2 tRNA genes are annotated in these 693 nt (G+C 48.5%); both read left to right on the top strand.

Annotation, left to right across the window (positions count from 1 at the left end):
- Positions 1 to 174 precede the first annotated feature (174 nt).
- Positions 175 to 251: transfer RNA gene (locus MPRO_RS03185), tRNA-Ile, on the top strand.
- 307 nt (positions 252 to 558) lie between these two features.
- Positions 559 to 634 (top strand) — tRNA-Ala (locus MPRO_RS03180).
- Positions 635 to 693 lie beyond the last annotated feature (59 nt).

Below are 693 nucleotides of genomic sequence, written 5' to 3'. Positions count from 1 at the left end.
TCGTAACAAGGTAGCCGTAGGGGAACCTGCGGCTGGATCACCTCCTTAAACGACATGGCTTGTTCTGGCATAGCGTCCACACGAATTATCTGATCAAACGTTAAAGAGAGCGAAATGCTTATAGAATTTTCTGTAAGCAAAAAGCGTAAGGCTGAAAAGCAAACGCTTAGATGTAGGCTTGTAGCTCAGCTGGTTAGAGCGCACCCCTGATAAGGGTGAGGTCGGTGGTTCAAGTCCACTCAGGCCTACCAATTATTCGTTAGAATGGTTGATAGTAGCTCAGCTGGTTAGAACGCACCCCACTCTTTATGATAAAGAATGGGTGAGTTCGGTATCTCAAGTCCACTCAGGCCTACCAATTATTCGTTAGAATGATTGATAGTAGCTCAGCTGGTTAGAGCGCACCCCACTCTCCATGATAGAGAATGGGTGAGGTCGGTACTTCAAGTCCACTCAGGTCTGTCAGTTTTCCGCAATATTGCGAAAACCTGGTGATCTGTACGGTGGTCAAGTCCGCCAAAAACCAGTGGCCTTGTCATCTGGTGTACACCCGGTTCCGGGGCTATAGCTCAGCTGGGAGAGCGCCTGCCTTGCACGCAGGAGGTCTGCGGTTCGATCCCGCATAGCTCCACCATTCTATGGTGTGGAATTATCTGATCCGGAACATTATTACGCTACACGAGTTTTAAAACA

This window comes from Marinobacterium profundum (assembly GCF_001528745.1).
GTDB classification, from domain to species: Bacteria; Pseudomonadota; Gammaproteobacteria; order Pseudomonadales; family Balneatricaceae; genus Marinobacterium_A; species Marinobacterium_A profundum.
This window is presented reverse-complemented; position numbering and strand designations above follow the sequence as displayed.